Below are 16,642 nucleotides of genomic sequence, written 5' to 3'. Positions count from 1 at the left end.
GATCACTCACAAATCATACGTTCTCAAAAATAAAGGAATGGAGGGAATTCCTCTCTCTTTTTTCTACAGGTTTGCGAGTGCTATTTTAATCAATTTATAGAGACGAATTATAAATATCTTTTTTGAATATTGTTTTTAAATTTTCGATACTTGACCAACGCCCTATAAACTAAAATAATATTGTATACTTAGTTTAGAGGGAGGTGATATAAATGGATAGAGTGGTTATTCCTTTTGACAAAGAAGATATATCTGTGGATGAATTAAAAGAACATATTGATTATTATGTTGGATTAGCAAATGAAGGCCAAGAACTTGTAAGTTCAGGGAGTAAAAAAGAAGCTAGGGATATTTTAAGACAAATTAATCAATATTTAGACCAAGAATACAGGTATTACGACAAAGTAAAAGTTTCTGATGCCATTTTTGAAAACGAATTATACAGGATTTATCAGCATGGCATATCAGAAGCTTATGTTAAGCAAAATAATAAGAATTCCTATAATTATTTGTATTCGAACTTTTATGATATTAAAGACTATTTAACTAGTTATGGGATGGAAAAGATATTAAAATAATACAAAATTGTATAACACTTCATCAGAGCATACGATGAAGTGTTATTTTTTGCATAGGAGGTGAATAACATGATAAAGAATCCAAAACATCAAGTTTTTGCTGATGAATGGCTAATTGATATGAATGGCACTAGAGCATATAAGGTTGCATATCCAAATATAAAAAAAGACACCACAGCAAGAGTGAATGCAAGTAGACTGCTAACAGATGCTAACGTGAAGCGATATATTGATGAACAGCTAGAAAAGATGCAGAACGAAAGAGTCGCAGATGCACAAGAAGTCCTAGAGTATCTCACTAGCACCATGCGTGGTGAAAAAATGAAAGGTGTTTATAATACCGAAACAACTAATGATGAAGGGGAAATATTTACGCATCAGAAAAGCTATGAATATACTCCTAGCACGGAGGAGAGGACTAAAGCAGCGGAATTACTTGGTAAACGTCATGCGCTGTTCACTGACAAGCAACAAATAGAAGTTACTGAAATGCCAGTATTTGTTGATGATATCGGTGATGATGATGGTTAAGAAAAAACTATCAGAATTATTACCGAAAAAATTTCATTCGGTATGGAGAGCCACTCTTAATTCGGACATACTCAATATTGTTTGTAAGGGTGGACGTGGTTCTGGTAAATCATCAGATATCGCACATATTATTACTCAATTACTTATGAGGTATGCTGTCAATGCGGTTGGCATTCGATATGTTGATAATACATTAGAACAATCAATCTACGAGCAAATGAAGTGGGCGATTGAACAGCAAGGGGTAACGCATCTATTTAAATTTAATAAATCGCCGTTGAGAATCACATACATACCTCGTGGTAATTATATGATTTTCAGAGGTGCCCAAAATCCTGAAAGAATCAAGTCTTTAAAAGATAGTCGGTTCCCGTTTGCGATTGGCTGGATTGAGGAGTTAGGCGAGTTTAAAACTGAAGATGAAGTAACGACCATTACCAATTCACTTTTACGTGGTGAATTAGGAAATGGTCTTTTTTATAAATTCTTTTTCAGTTACAACCCGCCAAAACGTCGACAATCTTGGGTGAACAAAAAATATGAATCTAGTTTCCAACCTGATAATACATTTGTTCATCACTCTACTTATAAAGATAATCCTTTTATTTCGAGAGAATTCTTGAAAGAAGTGGAGGCAGCAAGAGATAGAAATCCTTTGCGTGCTAGATGGGAATACGATGGTGAAGCAATCGGTTCTGGAGTCGTTCCATTCAGTAACTTAAAAGTGGAGAAAGACTGTATAACTGATGAAATGGTGGCTAATTTTGACAATATCAGAAACGGCCTCGACTTCGGTTATGCTACAGATCCGCTAGCATTTGTTAGATGGCACTATGACAAAAAGAAAAATGGCATCTATGCCATCGATGAAATCTATGGAGTTAAGATTAGTAACCGTGAATTTGCCCAAAAAGCGAAAGAAAAAGGCTACCAGTCTGAACGTATTGGAGCAGATTCAGCAGAACCTAAGTCCATCGCTGAACTGAATAGCGAACATGGAATGCCTAGAGTTTTCGGTGTGAAAAAAGGCCCCGATTCCGTCGAGTACGGCGAGGGGTGGCTAGACGACTTAGAATTTATTTGTATCGACCCGTTAAGAACGCCAAAAATCGCCAAAGAATTCGAAAACATCGATTATCAAACTGATAAAGATGGGAACCCCAAAGCACGTTTAGAAGACAAAGACAATCATACAATTGACGCAACTCGTTATGCTTTTAGCGAAGACATGGAGAAAAATAACGTAAGTTTCATTAAATTTTAGGAGGTGGAATGATTGTTCCAAAGTGATTTAACGTTGAATCGATATAAAAGATTACGAACGAAATATTCTACGCAAATAAACGAAGATCTGTTTGATCCAAATGACTTTATAACAGAGATGAAGCCATTTTTTGATGACAGAGAGCGTAAATACAAAGCTTATACAAGTGAAGAAAATGAGATTGATAGCAGACCTAAACCAAACACAAAAATTATAAAAGTAAATAATAAACTTCACGCTGGCTTATACAACACCATTGTTGATCAAGCAGCTGATCATTTCACAGGTATCCCAGTTAAATGGGATTATGATGTTACTGAACAACGGAAGTCCTTAATTCAAAAAACAAAGGATTTATTTTTAGGTAACGTCAGTGCGAAGATAAAAACGCCTAAAGAATTCGATAGACTAGCAGAATTAGTTAAAGAAATGCGGTTCGCAATGTTGGATTCGGACACGGCACGATATCAAGGCGCTTGTGGTGTTGCTTTTCGTTTGTTAGAACCCGTTGAAACTGCGGGAGAGTGGCAATTGTGGGCATGTAATGTTGAACCATGGAGAGCCGAAAAATATGAAAATGCAGATATTTTCATTCGAGAGAAATATGACACACACCAAAAGAAATTTTTCGAAGAAATGAAAGTTGTTACTAAGAAAAAAATCTTAACGTATAACAGATATGTGGAAACAAATGTAATGAATGCGGCTGAAACATTTAAATTGACATCAGAAACTGATAATCCACTAGAAACATTCTACCTATCAGAATTTAAAAACAACACGAACCGTTATTGTGATTTTGAAGTAGCAGAGGAACTTTCTGATGCATTTGATAGAAGCCTGTCAGACCAGCAAAACGAGGTAGAGCAATTTAAATTAGCGTATATGATGATTAGCGGGTCTCGTTTAGGTGAAGAAGAAGCACAGAGGATGATGGAACAGCTAGGCGTCATTAATTTGCCAGATCCACAAGCTAAGGTTGGCTATGTAACGAAAGATATTAACAAAGATTTCAACGAGTATCATCTTAATCAGTTGAAAAAGCTTTACTACACAGTCACTAAGTCAATCGACTTCAACGATGAAGTATTTAAATCCAATAGCTCTGGTGAAGCTCGCAAGTGGCAAATAATAGCACTAGAAGCCAAAACAAACACGAAAGAACAGTACTTTAAAGAAGGATTAAAAGAAGTTGCAGAGACCATGGCGGCTTTTATAAAATTTAACGATAAATTAGAAGTAGATGTTTCTAAAATTGTGTTTACATTTAGTCGTAGTTTACCAACCGATATTGGATATCTTGCTGAGGCGTTACCTAAATTAGCACCTTATGTATCAAAACGTACTATCATTAATCAAATTCCATTCGTTAAAGATCCGGATTACGAGGCGGACATGATGAATTTAGAACAAGGGCAAAACTATCCAAGCGGGGAATACGGCAAGCTAGGCGGTGCGGATAATGACGAAGAAGAAAACAATGGCTAGTGAACGTTATTGGGAAAAACGCCGAGAATTAGAAGACAAAGCACGTTTGAAACTAGAGAAGAAAACTCTTAGTGAGCTTGAATCAGTTTTTGAACGTGCTTTAGTTAAAATTCAACGACAGCTATTGTCACAAGCGGATTTACATGACATCACACAAAGTGAAATGCTAGAAGACTTTAGCAAACAAGACCAAGAAAAGTACCGCAAGTATATCGAAAAAAACTATGAAAAGTTGATGGAATCAGATGAAGCTTATAAGCAATTCATTGATGAATATTTTCCGTCCTATGACTATGCGAAAGTTAATCGTTTGTTACAATTACGAGCAGATATCTTTTCAACGCTAGCTGATGAAGCAATCGCAAGCGACGTTAACGGTAAATTTAATAACGACTTAGAAAACATTACAAAACGAATCTACAATTCTAATTCTAATGCGTTGATGCAGTTATTAGGCGGCTCTGCTCCTGGTTTAACTAGGAATGAACTAGAAAACATCATGAACTATCCGTGGAGTGGAAAAACATTTTCATCTCGCTTGTGGGGCAATATATCATCTCTAGAGCAACGTTTGAGCAATTCCATTATTAATTCATTGGCAAGTGGTGAAGGTGTTTTAGAAGCTCTTAGAACGATGAAAAACGATGGTGTTATTAGCGGCATGTTTAAGTTAGAGCAGGGAAAGTTTAATCGATCGATTGAAAATCTTGTTAGAACGGAATATTCCCATTTTGCTGTAGAGGGTGTAAGAAAATCGCTAAAGGATGTAGGTGTTAAGCAAACACAAAGCTGGTCGGCAGAAGATGAGCGTGTTTGCTTTATTTGTGGTGGACGTCACGGAAAAGAGATTAAAGACGATTGGCATCCACCGTATCATGGACGTTGTCGTTGTACTGAAATACCAATTATCCCTGAAATTAGTGATGATATAGATAAATTATACGAGGAAATGTTTGGTCATTTGTTGGATGAATTCGCTAATAATAATTGGGGAATAAAATTAAATAGGAGAGGAGGATAGCAATGAAAGGATTATTTGAAGCAGTATTAAATCTAGAAGTTACGAATGGTACAGAAAAATCCTATAAAAAAGCTTTTGAACAAGAAAACGAACGATACTTAACCAAACACACTTTGAGAGACGGCAACGGTAATATCGTCAAAGATGAGCTTAAATCAGTTTGGGGTGGTAATTATTGTCACGTTGATATTTTGTATTCTTTACCAGGTAAAAAAAGTAAATTAACTATTTCGATTGTGTCTAGGACTCTGCAAAATGTAAAAGATGCTGTCACTGATTATCAAATGCTAGGTGCTGAATTGGTTCACAAGAATTGGGAGTGATTAGATGGATCCCTATGATTACTTAGATGCAGATTATGAAGAGCATTTACTAAGAGAAGAAGAGCAATTAACGTCTGACGAAAGTTAGGCTTTTTATTTTGTCCGAAATGACGTAAAACTAGCGCAATGCTGGGCTTGATTGAATGGTGGGGCGCAATAAATAAATCTAAAGCAATGCGGGGCGTACAAACGAATCGCGGGGCGAAAGGAGAAACAAAATGAAAACAAAAAAATTATTACCAATGAATTTGCAGATGTTTGCTGATGGTGGGGGAAATGAACCAGAGTTCACTATTGATGATTTTAAAGCATTTGTCGAATCGAATGAAGATGCACAGAAATTCATTCAATCTCAATCACAAAGTGCTGCAGACAAACAATTAGAAGCTTGGAAACAGAATAACCTTGATAAGCTAAAACAGGAAGCTGTGAAGCAATATGAAGAAGCTAAAAAGAACAAAACACCAGAACAGCTAGAACTTGAGAAATTAAAAGCTGAGTTTGAAGCAGAGAAAGCTAAGAGCCGTTCGAACGAAAATAAAGCTTTTGTTGCTGAACAAATTGCAGGATTAGAGCTTGATAAAGAGTTGAAAGATTCAGTTTCCCAGTTCATGTTGAACACTTTAGTTAGTTCAGATACAGAATTCACACAGAAAGCTGTAGAAGCGTTCACAGGCGTTTTAGGAACAATCAACGAGAAGCATGCAGAAGCCATCAAAAACATGGAAATGGGTAAAGCTTTTGGTAATAAGCAGCAACAAACTAATGCGACTAATGGTAATCAGTCAACGCAACCGATTGAAAATCCTAAAGAAGCATTAGGTCAAAAATTACAAGCATTTAATTAGGAGGAATTTATAAATGAAAAAAACTACAGTAAATAATCTAGAATACTTAGATATTTCACAAGAGGTAAATGCATTACAACGTCCGTCAACACCGTTTCTAAGCTGGTTATTGGGAGCTGGTAAAACTAGTCCAGCAACTTCTACAGAGATCAAATGGCGTGAATCAGAACTTGATGGAGAAGATTCATCTGCACAATTAGAAGGCGGAGAATACAAAGATGCAGATTCAGGGCGTAAATGGTTCAATAACTACACTGAAATTTTCCGTAAATCTACTTCTGTTTCAGGTACATTAGATGCTATCAATGTAAATGGGGTAGGTAGTGAATTAGCTAATCAAGTATCTCAACGTGCATTAGAAATGAAGTTAGATTTGAACAAAAAGCTATTAATTGGTGTAAAAGCTAATGAAAATGGTACTAAAGGTCGTCAAATGGCTGGTGTAATTAACTTAATCAACTCTGATAACTTAGTTAAAACGTCTGCAGCTGATGCAGTAACACGTAAAGATGTGGATAAAATGTTTAAAACTATGTTTGACAAAGGTTATGCAGGAGAAAAACTATGTCTGGTTTCGACTGATATGGTTGATTTAATGACCGATGAAGTTGATAAAGCGGGCACTAAAGTGTTTAACTTTGGAGATCAAGTAGCTTTTGGATTGCAGCTAGGGAAAATTGTTTCAAATTATGGATCAGGTACAGCTTTAATTGAGCCGTCACTGCCAAGTGGAACAATGATTGCGTTAGATACAAACTATGTGGAGCTACGTCCGTTACGTGAATGGCGCGCAGAGGAATTAGCTAAAACAACTGATTCAAAACGTATTGGTTTAGTTGGTGAATACACGATTGAATACAACGCTTCAAATTCAGGGGCAATCTTAAACCTTGCAACTGCAGCCCGGGGTGAATAATTAAAAAGTAAAGGAGAATAATTATGGTTAAAAAGTCAGAGGTCAAAGAAGAAGTAATCGAAGAGACAAAAGAAGTAACTGAAGAAGTGAAACCTGCAACAAAAACATTCAAAGTTTTAAAAAATAAAAATTTCGTTGGTTTTGTTCATCCTGAAACACGTAAATTTATTACAGCAGTTGACGGAAAAATCGAAGTGAGTGTTTCTGATAAAAAAGCTATTGCAATTTTAGAAGAAGCTGCAGATTTAACAGAAATTTAGGTGATTATATGACAGACGAACAAAAAAAAGTAATTATAGAAAAAGTTTCAAAAATGCTACCTAATGTTTCAAAAGAGCGTATTTCGTCTGTCTTAGACCTAGTTCTTTTGGAAATCGGATCTTACAATACATGTAAGATTGAAATTGATTGGGATTTACTTACCTCGCTTGTAATTGAAATTCTATATCAGTCACTTAAAAGTGAAACGGAACAAGCTGTAACTAGCATTAAGCGCGGTGATACATCTATTAGCTATGCAACTACGCAGCAGAGTATAACAGCGTTGCTTGGCAATTACAGCGACACTATTAAACGTTTAATTGGCTGTGATAGTGGGGTGTTTTTCTATTGAATGAAGCGGATATTTTGGCAATGACCTATCTTGACACTTGTGTCATTGAAAGAATGAACGATATTGAAAATTCTGAAACAGGCATCACTGAGCAAGGGTATTCACCGATCCACGGAGGTAAATTAAAGTGTGCTCTTTCCCAAAGTGGACTGGGTAGCGCTGGAAGCTTACCAGTTGTTGAAAACAAAGGTACCTTTAATATCACTTACGAAGATCAAAAATTGTTTTTAATGCCTGATGTAGATGTGAAAAAGGCCGACAGAATCACTGTCATTCAAAGTACAGGTCAAAAACATATTTTATTTGCAAAGAAACCCTTTAACTATCCAAGTCACATCGAAGTGACATTGACAGGAAGTGCAATCGATGAGCAAAAGTGATTTTAGAATGACCTCGAACGCTGACAAAGTTATTGCTAATTTAAAGAAAATGACACCAATTGCTGAAAAAGAAGGTATTGCGATGGTCAATGATTCCTTAGCGAAGATTTATCAGTTAATTGTACCTATTACGCCGATTAAAACAGGTGATTTAAGACGTGGATACAGAATCATTAAAGCTAGAAAAACATCAAGTGGTAGAATCGTTGGTGCCTTAATTAACAATGAAAAATATTTTAAATATGTAAACGATGGGCACCGAACTAAGAATGGTGGATTTGTAAAAGGGCGATTCATGTTGCAAAAGTCTTATAAATTAGCTCATGCAACGTATATTCCAAAACGGTTTAAACAAATGGCGATTGTCATCGCGAAGAAAGGATAGGGTATGTACGATAAAATTTTAAAAATGCTTACTAGCAAAATAAAACAGTTCTCGGATGCACCTATCTATCTTGATGATGTGATGCAATCGTCAGAACCGTTTTATTTTGTTTTAAGCGTAGAAGAAAGCTTGACTGATAATGTTGGCCAAAACGTTCAGAATAAAGCATATAACGTTGATATTGCGTTAGTTGATAGCAAGAAAAATAAACAATTAGTAACAAGCCTAACAGAAAAATGTGGGGCTTTTTTTAATGTTTTGAATTTAGATGAAAATGAACTATTTTCAGAAGATTATCAGACATTTAAAACAGACGGAATTCAACATGTTAATTTTAATGTTGCTTTTCCTCAATTAATCGAATGGAGTGAAGAATAGATGGCAGTTAAAAAAAATGTAAGTGTCATTTCTGTGGAGAAACCAACCTGGTTCCCACTAACAGATGACACAGGTACTTTCCCAATCTACGGAGAGCCAACAACAATCGGGACTGCAGTAAGTATTAAACCAGATGTTACAACAGAAACAACGCCTGACTATGGCGATAGTGTAGTTCAAGATCAGTACGTTGCATTTGGCGGTGCAGAAGTTACTTTGGAAACAAATGGATACCAGAATGAAGTTTTAGCTGAAATTACGGGTGGTGAAAAATTGAAAGGCGGTGTTTTACGATCCGCAGATGATATTGCACCAGATGGAGCATTTGCTTATCGCCGTCGTAAATCAAATGGTAAATATCGCTACACAATTTTTTATAAAGGCAAATTTGCATTGACTTCTGATGAATCATCAACTCTAGAAGGTAGTTCAGTATCTTACACTCATCCAGAGTGGACAGGTTCATTTGTTGATGTTCCTGGTGTCGGATACATGTATTCAGTCGATGAAGACGATGAAGGTGTTGACTTAGATATGATCAAAAATTGGTTTACTACGGTTACTAATCCACGTGAAGAGTCTACAAATCCTGTCAGTGGTGTAACTTTAGATAAAACGGAATTAGTTCTAACCGTTGGTGAAACTGCAACTCTAACGCCAACAATCGTACCTGAAAACGCAACAAACAAAAACTATTCATTCAAATCAAATGATACTTCAATTGCAACAGTAACACCTGTGCAAGGAAAAGTTACAGCAGTAACAGCAGGAACCACAACTGTTGTTGTCACTACTGAAGATGGCAACCATAAAGCTGAATGCAGCGTAACAGTTAATGCATAATAAAATTTAAGGACGGCCAAGTGTCGTCCTATTTATATGGAGGAATAAAAAAATGGCAAGCAAATTACAAACAACAATTAAACTTTACTTGAAAGATGAAGAAGGCAATTTCACCACTAAACAATTTAAATCTGCTGAAATGTTACCAGGATCTGTTATGGAAGATGCGACAGAATTACAAGTAGAACTAGAAGAAATCGTCAAAACAAACGACATGGAGGAAATTCGGCCTGTCTTGCGTAAGTGTTATGACTTTATCGCAAAAGTTATTTTTGAAGGTCAATTTACGGGCCAAGAATTTCTTGACGGAATGGATGCACGTGAAATCTTAAAAATTACGGGGCAACTATTAGGGTCTGTTTCTAGCGGTTATGATGCAGTTTATTCTGATCAGAAAAAAAAGTAACAGATCTCCTTTATCATCCTCATTTTAAATTTAGTCCTCAATACAGAGAGGCAGAGTTAAAAATTGCACTGCTTGAAAATGGGTGGACACTAAACGAAATTGAGAATACAGACTTGAACGAACTTATGAAGCTTTATGCGTTCAGAGATGCTGTTAAAGAATTTGAAGAACTTAAATTCCTTGATGAACACACAATGTTCTAAGAAGGGAGGGGGTACTTATTGAACAATGAAGACTTAGTCTTAAAAATGATACTAGATGAATCAGGATTCTCCCAAGGTCTAAATTCGGCAGTAAAAAAGTTGCAAGGTTTTGATGGAGAGGTTGACAGAACAGGACAAAAAGGCGGCCGCTCTCTTGGATCTATTTGGACGTCATTTGTTGGTAACTTTTTAGCCAGTGGAGCAACTAAAATTATTTCAAAAGGAATTGGGCTGATTACCAGCAACATCGATGGGGCCATTAATCGCGTGGATACGTTAAATAACGCAAACCGTGTATTTGAAAATATGGGTTTTTCAGCTGGTGAAACATCAAAGACAATGGATAGCTTAAAGAAGAGTATCCAAGGGTTACCTACACCTTTAGACAGCGCAATTAAAGGTGTTCAATTAATTGCTTCGTCTACAAATGACTTAGGAAAATCAGAACAGATTTTCGCAGCTTTAAATAATGGTATCCTCGGCTTTGGTGGGTCTGCAGAGATGGTAGACAATGCTATTATCCAGCTGTCCCAATCGTTCTCAAATGGTAAAGTAGATGCGCAAACTTGGAACTCAATGATTAACAGTGGTTTGGGTCCAGCGTTGAATGCTTTAGCGAAACAAATGGGGTTAACTGCTGGTCAGATGAAAGAAGGTCTCTCTGATGGTTCAATTTCAGTTGAAGAATTCCAAGACTCTCTAATTAAATTGAATAAAGAGGGCGGTGGAGGTCTTAAATCATTAGAACAGATTGCTAAAGACTCTACTGCGGGGATTAAAACCGGATTGGCCAACATGAAAACTGCGATCGTTCGTGGCGTGGCCAATGTTGTAACTAAAATTGACGAAGGCTTAAAAAGTGCGGGCTTTGGAAGTATAAGCGAAATCATTGCTGATAAAGGCACAAAGATGGAAGCGGCTTTATCTAAGTTTGCTGAAATGATTCCGCCAATGATAAAGACAGTTAAAACATTGTATGATACGTTAAAACCTTATGCACCGTTGCTTGCAGGTTTAGCTGGTAGCATTGGTACGTTGATGCTTGTGAATAAAGTGAATGCAGCATTTAAAGCTTGGAGGGAAGGTACAGAAGCACTTTCGATAGCTCAAGCAATTTTAAATAAGACAATGCTATCAAATCCTTTTGTTGCAATCTTAACTGCTGTAGTAGGGTTAGTCACAGCGTTTATTTATCTTTGGAAAACCAATGAAGGTTTTAGAGATGCTGTTAAAAACATTTGGAAAAACATACAGGAGGTCATTTCAAGCGCTGCTGATGTAGTTGTAAAAGCTTGGGATTCGACAATGGAATTCTTCAGCAATATGTGGGATGGCACAAAAGAAGCTTTTTCAAATGCTGGTACATGGATGAAAGAAGCACCTGGAAATGCAGCCGACTGGGTTAAAAATAAGTGGAACGGTACCAAGGAATTTTTCAGTGGACTTTGGAATTCAACAAAAGAAGGCTCAAAAAATACATGGGAAAATATTAAACAAAGTGCTGCTGACAGTGCTAAAAGTGTTGGAGAAAGTTTTAAAAATGGCTTTGATAATGTGAAAGATTGGTTTAATGCTGTTGGAAAATCAATATCAGATGTTTTCACAACAGCATTTGATTTTGTTTGGAAATATATTGGTCCATATGTAACAGGAATCAAAAATGCGTTTAAAATGGTTGTTAACGCTATGAAAGCGAACATTGAAAATGTCAAAATGATCGCTGAAAATGTCGTCACCATTCTAAAAAATGTTCTATTAGCTCCAATTCTTTTCATCACATCAATGATTACAGGTGGGTGGGAAGAAGCAAAAGAGAACATGATTGCCGTTTGGGATAATATTGCTGAAGCAGCTCAAACAATATGGTTTGGCATTAAAAATATCTTTTATAACACTGTCACAGCTATTTCCTATTCAGTCACTTCTATTTTTAATGGATTGATGTTGACAATTAAAAAGATTTGGATTGATGTGAAGTTATTTTTCACCTTACTTTGGATTGACATCAAATATGGAGCAATCAACGTTTGGATTGAAATTAAATATTCTATCATCGAAACGTGGATAAATATTAAATTTGAAGCAATTAGAATATGGGAAAGTTTGAAAACTTGGTTTTTTGAAACAGTAGAAAACATTAAAAATGGTGTGATCGATGGCTGGAACAACCTAAAACAAGGAACCATTGATACATTTAATGCAACTGTTCAATGGTCAAAAGATACATGGACCAATTTCAAACAGTGGATTGTCGATCTTGTGGTAGGAATAAAAGATGGTGCTATTAACGGTTGGGAAAATTTGAAGCAAGGAACAATCAATACCTTCAACAACATGGTACAAGGTGCTAAAAACGCATGGAATAATCTCACAAGAAGTGTCAGTGATACAGTGTCGAATGTAAAACAAACTTTTGAAGATTTAAAACATGTTGATTTATTTGAAATTGGTAAAAACATTATTCAAGGTTTGGTCGATGGTATCGGGTCCATGATTGGTGCTGTTGGAAAAAAAATTAAAGAAGTTGCTGGGAATATTAAGGATGGGATTAAAGGAGCTTTGAAAATTCATTCTCCTTCACGTTGGATGCGTGACATGATAGGTAAAAATATCGTGTTGGGTGTTGTGGATGGCATTGACCAAGAAAAAGGAACTTTGGATAAATCTGTTAAAAATATGGCTGATTTACCAACAGAATTACCGGACTTTTCTGTCACAGGCAGATATGTTAATCAACGGGAATCTCAAACATCTAAATCAGATAAGAACAACAGCAACGCTACAACTACAGTTGGCGGCGATACCTTTAACATTAATTTACAAGCAATGGGTGAATTAGATGATAAGCAATTAATGAGTATGGCTCAAAAATTAGTTAAATACATTCAAGTTGTCAAAAATAGAGATAGCGATGCAGTAGGAGGTGCTTTTGGTGGAATTTAAAAGAGGTCAGTTTTTTCTTAATGGAAAACATAGCTCTGAATTTAATGTGTTTATGAGAGAAAGACCTGAACGACTTTCTGCTGGACGTGTAGTAGAGCTTAGGGAGCGAATGGGTAATGATTCAATAGCTGTTGATTTTGAGTATTATAAAAATGTAGAACGCACCATTACATGCTATGCGAAAGCAAGAAATTTACAAGAAGTATCTTTCTTAGAAGATGAAATCTCGTTTTGGCTCGATATGGGAAACTACTCAGACTTTATCGTCTATTTTGATGAACATTACATCTATCAAGCCATCGTAACAAGTCCGCCAAAGTTTACAGGAACAAGAAAAACAGGGGTTTTAATTCCTTTTGAGTTTACTGTAAGTATTCGACCTTTCAAAAAAAATCGTATTGGCCAATATTGGACAAGTAATCCTAAACAATTAATAAACACAGAAAAATATCCTTCAGAACCTACTATTCAGATTTTGGGTTCTGGGGATATTTCTTTTTTCATCAATAATCAGGAATATGCATTAAAAGCTATAGATGGAGATATCATTATTGATTCAGAAAAACAAGAAGCTTATCGAAAATCAGGTGGAGCGTTTGAAATCTTGGATCATAAAACACTTTTCAAAGATTACCCAATTTTAAAAAGTGGAGAAAATAATTTTCGCTGGACTGGAAAAGTAACAGAGTTTAAGGTTCAGCCTAATTGGAGGCGAAAAGTTTGATTCCAGTTATTTTTAAACCTGGAGAAAAAGATTTTACAACAAACGGCTTAGGACGTCTTATTGATGCGACACGTTGCGAAATCACTGAAGAAGCAAACGGAAAATATGAACTAGAAATGGACTATCCAGCGATTAGCAGATTTAGTGATTATTTTGAAAATGGCTATCAGATTAAAGCAAAGCCGAATGACTTAGAAGAATACCACATTTTCGAGATCAAACAAACGTTTAAAGATACGTTTACTAATAGTATTGTCATTTATGCTCAATCTCGTACTTATAAACTAGGAAACAGACAAGTAAGGCTAGTAACAGTTGATAATCGTAATGGTGCAGAAGCTATGAGATTAATCGAACAGAACATGGACGAGCCATGCGATATCAAACTTTATTCTGATATTAACACAGCTTCTAGTACGGTATTCGAAGCTAGAAACGTACTTAATTGTATTGCTGGTGAACAAGGTTCTTTGCTTCAATATTGGGGTGGAGAAATCAAACGAGAACCTTTCAAATTATCTTTGTTAAGACGTAGAGGACGAGATAACGTTGGAACTGTTCGTTATGGTAAAGATTTAAAAGGATTAACCATTAAATTTGATTGGCAATCAATTGTTACTAAAGTTTTACCATTTGCAGAGCTTCAAAGTGGTGCAGACGGAACTTCTCAACGGATTTATGGAGATGCGGTTAAGAGCGAATATATCAACAAATATCCAGATGTTTACGCTCAATACGTTCAGTTCACTGAAGATCAAGGAGTAAAAGATTTATCTAGCTTAAATAAAGTGGCAGGTAAATACTTCACTACATTGTATCCAGGAAGTGATAAGCCTAAGGTTTCTATTGAACTAGAAATTGAGAAACTCACAGATTCAGAAGAAGCAAAAGAATTTTCGAAAATGAGAAACTATAATTTATTCGATACGTTCACGGTGTATCACAAGCTTTATGATATTGACATTCAAACGAAGGTTACAGGAATTGTCTATGATGCTTTAGCAGAAAAAACAATAAAAATCACTGCGGGAGATATCCAAGTTGCTTTTTATAAACAACAAAGTCAAGACTTTCAAGAAGCTATAAAAACATTGACAAAAAAAGAGTATATGAGTGATTTTGTAGATTATATTACTGATTTGATTAACGGTGTTGAAGGCGGAAGTATACGTCAGTATCCTAAAAATCGACCTAACACCCATTATTACTTAGATACGGAATCCACGGATACTGCAAAAGATGTGATTGCAATTAATCACAAAGGAATTGGATTCTCAAGAACTGGTTGGAAAGGTCCATTTAAAAATGCATGGGGAATTAATGGAGTATTGAATGCGGACTTTATAGGAGCTGGCAAAATAAAATCTAATATTTTTGAAACATCATTTAATAGCTGTGGAGATATTTTACGTATGGTAAATGGTACTTTACAAGCTTGGAATAATAAGAAAAAAATCATGGAATTAACTAAAAAAGGGATGGAGTTTTGGAATGGTAATAGTCACGTTGGCACGATGGGAACAAAGGGAAATCCTTTTCCAGGGTTAGCAGATAAAAATGGAAATCCTGTAGTTTCTGATGGGAATTCATTACTATTAGTCGCAGATAATCCCCAAAAAATTATTGGTTTGTCTAACCAATCAGGCACAGGACATTTAATTACTGGTCCTACACAGTTTTTTGTTGGAAATAATTTTAACTTTTTTGGTCCAAATGGAAGTAAAGCAATTTTGACAGTTGATCGATTGATTGTGGGCGGCAAAGAAGTTATACCTGGTCAAAATGGTGGTGGCGGTTCTGGAGCTGGTACAGGTGGTTATCCATCCGAAGTTACAAGCGATGCAGATAAATTTGCTTGGGACTTATGGAGTTACCTATTAGCTAACGGATACAGCAAAGCAGCAGCTGCAGGTATCCTCGGAAATGTACAAGGAGAAGTTGGTCCAAGTATGAACCCAGATACCGAACAAATAGGCGGTCCAGCTTACGGATGGGTTCAATGGGACGGTTCAGCATATCCATTGGTAGGCGCACCAACTTGGAATGGTCGAGAATATGTACAACGCTTAATTGCTGCCGCTGGTATCAAACAAGACTACAGGACTTCATTCGCTCAGGCACAATTGATTAACTGGTGTATGTTTAATGGTCAATGGTTAGGACAAGTTGATCCGTTAACAGTAGATGAATTTAAAGTTGTCAGCTCACCAAAAACAGCAGCGTATGCGTTTGAATTAAACTTTGAACGACCAGCGGCTGCTCACCCTGAAAGACAAACCTATGCGCAAACGTGGTATGACAAATTTAAAGATTTGAAAGCTTCTACTGCGACAGGAAAAGCTGGGATAGAGCATTTAGAGACCTTAATGGGGAAATGGTTAGGTAATGGCCAATGTTATGCAGTTCCAGCCGAATATTCTGGTTTTATGGGCGGCTGCGGTTTAGGTGCAGGAACAATTTATGGCTTTTCACATGTAATTGGTGATACATCATCTGCTGCAGATATTGGTGAAGCATATGATTGGAATGCGGTAGGTTGGCGAGTAATCCAAAATCCAACGTATCAAGATTTAGTAGTAGGAGCAATCGTCAATATTAGACGAGGTGGCCAATGGGGAACAGGTTGGACAGTAGACCCAACATATGGTCACACGGGCGTGATTTACGGCTTAAATAATGGACGTATCCAAACCATAGAACAGAACGCCGAGCAAGGGCAAATTGTCGCAAAATATGACCGATTATATTTTGCTAATTCGATTCAATCGATTGTTATCCCACCAAAATAACGAAAGGAG

General features: G+C 36.3%; 18 protein-coding genes. All 18 read left to right on the top strand.

What is annotated here, in order from left to right:
- Positions 1-212: 212 nt before the first annotated feature.
- The 18 genes from ACTQ48_RS09575 to ACTQ48_RS09490 all read left to right on the top strand — a co-directional run bounded on the left by ACTQ48_RS09575 (position 213) and on the right by ACTQ48_RS09490 (position 16,633).
- Positions 213-578 carry a hypothetical protein gene (locus tag ACTQ48_RS09575; RefSeq protein ID WP_002404563.1) on the top strand — a complete coding sequence of 122 codons (366 nt, stop codon included), beginning with the start codon at positions 213-215 and terminating at the stop codon, positions 576-578.
- A gap of 69 nt (positions 579-647) precedes the next feature.
- Positions 648-1,109 carry a terminase small subunit gene (locus tag ACTQ48_RS09570; RefSeq protein WP_002405234.1) on the top strand — a complete coding sequence of 154 codons (462 nt, stop codon included), beginning with the start codon at positions 648-650 and terminating at the stop codon, positions 1,107-1,109.
- Complete coding sequence (locus tag ACTQ48_RS09565; protein WP_173944846.1) at positions 1,096-2,373, top strand: PBSX family phage terminase large subunit; 1,278 nt, start codon at positions 1,096-1,098, stop codon at positions 2,371-2,373. Before ACTQ48_RS09570 ends, ACTQ48_RS09565 begins: the two co-directional genes overlap by 14 nt.
- Positions 2,374-2,385: 12 nt before the next feature.
- Positions 2,386-3,861, top strand: coding sequence for a phage portal protein (locus ACTQ48_RS09560; protein WP_441570741.1), 1,476 nt, complete (start codon positions 2,386-2,388; stop codon positions 3,859-3,861).
- A complete protein-coding gene (locus ACTQ48_RS09555) occupies positions 3,836-4,882 on the top strand; it encodes a hypothetical protein (protein WP_441570739.1) in 1,047 nt (348 codons plus the stop codon). The genes ACTQ48_RS09560 and ACTQ48_RS09555 overlap by 26 nt, the downstream gene beginning before the upstream one ends.
- A gap of 2 nt (positions 4,883-4,884) precedes the next feature.
- Positions 4,885-5,205 carry a hypothetical protein gene (locus ACTQ48_RS09550; protein WP_441549905.1) on the top strand — a complete coding sequence of 107 codons (321 nt, stop codon included), beginning with the start codon at positions 4,885-4,887 and terminating at the stop codon, positions 5,203-5,205.
- 218 nt (positions 5,206-5,423) lie between these two features.
- Complete coding sequence (locus ACTQ48_RS09545; protein WP_142959624.1) at positions 5,424-6,053, top strand: capsid assembly scaffolding protein Gp46 family protein; 630 nt, start codon at positions 5,424-5,426, stop codon at positions 6,051-6,053.
- 13 nt (positions 6,054-6,066) lie between these two features.
- Entirely contained in the window at positions 6,067-6,969 is a 903-nt protein-coding gene (locus ACTQ48_RS09540) for an SU10 major capsid protein (RefSeq protein WP_202570699.1), read from the top strand.
- 23 nt (positions 6,970-6,992) lie between these two features.
- Positions 6,993-7,229 carry a hypothetical protein gene (locus tag ACTQ48_RS09535; protein ID WP_002402418.1) on the top strand — a complete coding sequence of 79 codons (237 nt, stop codon included), beginning with the start codon at positions 6,993-6,995 and terminating at the stop codon, positions 7,227-7,229.
- 8 nt (positions 7,230-7,237) lie between these two features.
- Positions 7,238-7,582 (top strand): hypothetical protein, encoded by a 345-nt coding sequence (locus ACTQ48_RS09530; protein WP_002395886.1) that lies wholly within the window; start codon positions 7,238-7,240, stop codon positions 7,580-7,582.
- Positions 7,579-7,962 carry a hypothetical protein gene (locus ACTQ48_RS09525; protein WP_142959626.1) on the top strand — a complete coding sequence of 128 codons (384 nt, stop codon included), beginning with the start codon at positions 7,579-7,581 and terminating at the stop codon, positions 7,960-7,962. Before ACTQ48_RS09530 ends, ACTQ48_RS09525 begins: the two co-directional genes overlap by 4 nt.
- Positions 7,949-8,347, top strand: a complete 399-nt coding sequence (locus tag ACTQ48_RS09520; RefSeq protein WP_002402415.1) for an HK97 gp10 family phage protein — start codon at positions 7,949-7,951, stop codon at positions 8,345-8,347. Before ACTQ48_RS09525 ends, ACTQ48_RS09520 begins: the two co-directional genes overlap by 14 nt.
- A gap of 3 nt (positions 8,348-8,350) precedes the next feature.
- Entirely contained in the window at positions 8,351-8,725 is a 375-nt protein-coding gene (locus ACTQ48_RS09515) for a phage tail terminator family protein (RefSeq protein ID WP_141426554.1), read from the top strand.
- Positions 8,726-9,568 (top strand): major tail protein, encoded by an 843-nt coding sequence (locus tag ACTQ48_RS09510; RefSeq protein WP_441570737.1) that lies wholly within the window; start codon positions 8,726-8,728, stop codon positions 9,566-9,568.
- 52 nt (positions 9,569-9,620) lie between these two features.
- Positions 9,621-9,974: a phage tail assembly chaperone G gene (gene gpG / locus ACTQ48_RS09505; RefSeq protein ID WP_002364485.1), complete on the top strand. Its 354-nt coding sequence runs from the start codon at positions 9,621-9,623 to the stop codon at positions 9,972-9,974.
- Between the two features lie 221 nt (positions 9,975-10,195).
- The gene (locus tag ACTQ48_RS09500) at positions 10,196-13,120 is read left to right on the top strand and encodes a tape measure protein (protein ID WP_441570735.1); all 2,925 of its coding nucleotides are present in this window, start codon (positions 10,196-10,198) and stop codon (positions 13,118-13,120) included.
- Complete coding sequence (locus ACTQ48_RS09495; RefSeq protein WP_002364482.1) at positions 13,110-13,844, top strand: tail protein; 735 nt, start codon at positions 13,110-13,112, stop codon at positions 13,842-13,844. Before ACTQ48_RS09500 ends, ACTQ48_RS09495 begins: the two co-directional genes overlap by 11 nt.
- A complete protein-coding gene (locus tag ACTQ48_RS09490) occupies positions 13,841-16,633 on the top strand; it encodes a phage tail spike protein (RefSeq protein WP_441570733.1) in 2,793 nt (930 codons plus the stop codon). The genes ACTQ48_RS09495 and ACTQ48_RS09490 overlap by 4 nt, the downstream gene beginning before the upstream one ends.
- The last annotated feature ends 9 nt before the right edge of the window (positions 16,634-16,642 follow it).

The organism is Collinsella sp. Sow4_E3 (assembly GCF_052116285.1).
Lineage (GTDB): Bacteria > Actinomycetota > Coriobacteriia > Coriobacteriales > Coriobacteriaceae > Collinsella.
This window is presented reverse-complemented; position numbering and strand designations above follow the sequence as displayed.